General features: G+C 62.8%; 3 protein-coding genes and 1 riboswitch. All 3 genes read left to right on the top strand.

The window, feature by feature from the left end; genetic code table 11:
* The first annotated feature begins 452 nt into the window (after window positions 1-452).
* A riboswitch (cobalamin riboswitch) is annotated at window positions 453-647 on the top strand.
* Between the two features lie 114 nt (window positions 648-761).
* From HX790_RS21105 to HX790_RS21095, 3 genes are read left to right on the top strand one after another with little or no spacing between them, the layout of a single operon-like run.
* On the top strand, window positions 762-1,772 hold the full coding sequence (locus tag HX790_RS21105) for an ABC transporter substrate-binding protein (RefSeq protein ID WP_017138721.1): 1,011 nt from the start codon (window positions 762-764) through the stop codon (window positions 1,770-1,772).
* A complete protein-coding gene (locus HX790_RS21100) occupies window positions 1,769-2,773 on the top strand; it encodes an iron ABC transporter permease (RefSeq protein WP_017138720.1) in 1,005 nt (334 codons plus the stop codon). The genes HX790_RS21105 and HX790_RS21100 overlap by 4 nt, the downstream gene beginning before the upstream one ends.
* Window positions 2,770-3,534, top strand: a complete 765-nt coding sequence (locus HX790_RS21095; protein ID WP_176992081.1) for an ABC transporter ATP-binding protein — start codon at window positions 2,770-2,772, stop codon at window positions 3,532-3,534. The genes HX790_RS21100 and HX790_RS21095 overlap by 4 nt, the downstream gene beginning before the upstream one ends.
* Window positions 3,535-3,572: the final 38 nt, after the last annotated feature.

Genomic DNA, 3,572 nt, shown 5'->3' with positions numbered 1-3,572 from the left:
CGCGGCATAGGTATCTACACAACCGGTTAGTGGCCAGTGGGCTGTTGTGGCGAGCAGGCTTGTCCTGCGTTGGGCCGCGAATCGGCCCCAAACCCAGACACCACAGGAGAAATAGGCTGCTTTAAAAAGTTGTGTAGATACCTATGCTGCGATAGCGGTGCATCAGTGACAACTCCTTGGCTGACCCACTGCCATCGCAGGCAAGCCAGCTCCCACCTTTGATCTGCAGTGCTTATCGATTAGTCGACCGCCACGTTCCCCACTGTTTTTGCAGCCTGCCTTTACTCGCTTCCAGCACTTGCTCGCGCGTTACTCGGTTGGTAGGCATGGTCACCTTCTCCAGGCCTTCAAAAGCGCAGGCGTCCCCAACTGAACCGGCGAGCAGTAGGCAGGCCCAAGGCATAGCTCTTATTCTTCGCAGGAATGGCGCCAATTCCCCCGCACCCCGCAATCGACTACCATACCGCGCCGGTTCCCAAACGGGACTAATAGGGAATTCGAAGCGCGGCCCATCGCGCCAATCGAAACTGCCCCCGCAACTGTAGGTGCCGAGCCTGCTCCCCATTGCCACTGGACCACGTCCGGGAAGGCCGGAGCGAGGCGACGACGCATCAGTCAGGAGACCTGCCGGCCCAGCGTTATCACTCACCGGCGGGGTGTCCGGGAAGGACATCCGCGCCCTGCAAACCTGCAGCGTTCAAAGGTGTGTTTCCGAGCCGTACCTGCCCTGTTTCCCGTACGGTTCACTCGGAGATTGCCCCATGCTGCTACGCGTTTGCGCCCTGATCACCGGCCTGGGCTTTTGTGCCCTGGCCCACGCCACGCCGACTCACTACCCGCTCACGGTGGAAAACTGCGGCAGCAGCGTCACCTTCCAACAAGCCCCGGCACGCAGCGTGACCATCGGCCAGGCCGCCACCGAGATGCTTTACGCTCTGGGCGTAGCGGACAAAGTGGTCGGCACTTCGCTGTGGTTCAACAGCGTATTACCGCAGTTCAAAGCGCAAAACGACAAGATCGAGCGCCTGGCCGACAACGAGCCGAGCTTCGAAGCTGTGATCGCCAAACGCCCACAACTGGTGGCCGCCGAGCTGGAATGGGTGGTCGGCCCGCAAGGCGTGGTCGGTACCCGCGAGCAATTCCACGAACTGAAGATTCCCACCTACGTGCTGCCCTCCGACTGCGAAGGCAAGGACAACCTGGTGGGCGCCGATGGCACGCGGCTGGAGCCGTTTCGCATCGACACGATTTATAAAAGCATCAGCCAGTTGGCTGAGATTTTCGACGTGCAAGCGCGCGGCCAACAGTTGAATGACGAACTCAAGGCCCGCCTGGCCAAGTCGGTCGCCACCGCCCAGGGTAAGGGCCTCAAGCACGCCAGCGCACTGGTGTGGTTTTCCAGCAGCGAAATGGCCGCCGACCCGTATGTGGCCGGCCACAAGGGCATTCCCGAATTGATGCTGCAAACCCTCGGCCTGCACAACGTGGTGCAGTCCGACGAAGAATGGCCCGCCGTCGGTTGGGAGACCATCGCCAAGGCCAACCCGACCTTCCTGGTGATCGCGCGCATGGACCGCCGTCGCTACCCGGCCGACGACCATGAAAAGAAACTCGCCTTCCTGCGCAGCGACCCGGTGACCCGCAACATGGACGCGGTGAAAAACAACCGCATCCTCATTATTGATGCCCTGGCGTTGCAGGCCAGCCTGCGCATGTTCGATGGCCTGGAACAACTGGCCGGTGCCATCGACGGCTACGACCTGTCGAAATGATGCGAACCCTACTCGCCCTCGCCGTGTTGCTGATGGCCGTGCTCGCCGGCACCGCCATCGGCGAAACCGCCATCGAACCGCAAGTGGTCTTGCAGGTGCTGGCCAACAAACTCTGGGCGGCCGGTTACGTGCTCGACCCGATCGATGAAGGCGTGGTGTGGAACTACCGCCTGACACGGGCGCTGGTTGCCGCCGCGTGTGGCGCCGGGCTGGCCACCTGCGGGGTGATCCTGCAGTCGCTGCTGCGCAACCCGTTGGCCGATCCGTACCTGCTGGGCATCAGCGCGGGCGCCTCGACCGGTGCAGTGTTGGTGGCATTGATGGGCGTGGGCGGTGGGCTGATTTCGCTGTCGGCGGGCGCGTTTGTCGGCGCGATGGCGGCGTTTGCGTTGGTGATATTGCTGGCACGGGCCAGCGGCTCAGTCAGCGGCACCGGCCAGATCATCCTCGCCGGCATCGCCGGTTCGCAGCTGTTCAATGCCCTCACCGCGTTCCTGATCACCAAGTCCGCCAGTTCCGAACAGGCGCGCGGCATCATGTTCTGGCTGCTGGGCAACCTCAGCGGCGTGCGCTGGCCGTCGGTGTGGCTGGCGGTGCCGGTGGCGGTCGCAGGCCTGGCGGTGTGCTTGTGGCATCGGCGTGCACTGGATGCGTTTACCTTTGGCACCGACTCGGCAGCTTCGTTGGGTATTCCAGTGCGCCGTGTGCAATTTGTGCTTGTCGGTTGCGCGGCGCTGGTGACGGCGGTGATGGTGTCGATTGTCGGCTCCATCGGTTTTGTCGGGCTGGTGATTCCCCACGCCGTGCGCCTGCTGCTGGGCACCGGGCATTCGCGGTTGCTGCCCGCCAGTGCGCTGGGTGGCGCGTTGTTTCTGATCGCTGCTGATGTGCTGTCGCGCACCTTGATCAAAGGCCAGGTGATTCCCGTCGGTGTGGTCACTGCCTTGGTCGGCGCGCCAGTCTTTGCATTGATCCTGATTGGCCGGAGGAATGCGCGATGACGGTACTCAGTTGCACCGGCCTGGGCTTCAAGGTGCGTGAAACGCATTTGCTGCGCGACATTGATCTTGAAGTTCAGCCAGGTGAAACCTTGGGCATTGTCGGGCCGAACGGCTCGGGCAAATCCACCCTGCTTAAATTGCTCGCCGGTTTGCGTGTGCCTGCGTCCGGCGAGGTGTTACTGGGCGGCCAGCGCCTGACCAAACTGCCCCGTCGCCTTGTTGCGCAACACCTGGCGGTGGTGGAGCAGCAGGCTGATACCGACGATGCCATCCGCGTGTTCGATGCCGTGGCGCTGGGCCGCACGCCCTGGCTGTCGGCGCTGAGCCCGTGGTCTGCCGAAGACGATGCCATCGTGCGCCAGGCGCTGCACGACGTCGATGCCACCCACCTGAGCCAACGCGCCTGGCGCAGCCTCTCTGGCGGCGAGCGCCAACGCGTGCACATCGCCCGCGCATTGGCGCAACGACCGCAGATCTTGTTGCTGGATGAGCCGACCAATCACCTGGATATCCAACATCAACTGGCGATTTTGAAAGGTGTGCAGGCGCTGCCGGTAACGACCTTGATTGCGCTGCATGACCTGAACCAGGCGCTGACCTGTGATCGTTTGGCGATACTGGATCAAGGCTGCCTGGTGGCATTGGGCAAACCGCTGGAGGTGCTGACGCCGCAGCGGCTACAGGAAACATTCGGGGTGCAGGCGCATTACCTGACGGACCCGTTCGACGGCGCGCAAATCCTGCGGTTACGCCCCATTTAATGGACTGCACACCGCGCAAAGGTGGGAGCTGGCTTGCC

It is taken from the genome of Pseudomonas sp. IPO3747 (assembly GCF_013385245.1).
In the GTDB taxonomy this organism is placed as follows: Bacteria; Pseudomonadota; Gammaproteobacteria; order Pseudomonadales; family Pseudomonadaceae; genus Aquipseudomonas; species Aquipseudomonas edaphica.
Note: the sequence above shows the minus strand (reverse complement) of the source record. Positions and strands in the feature narration are given on the sequence as shown.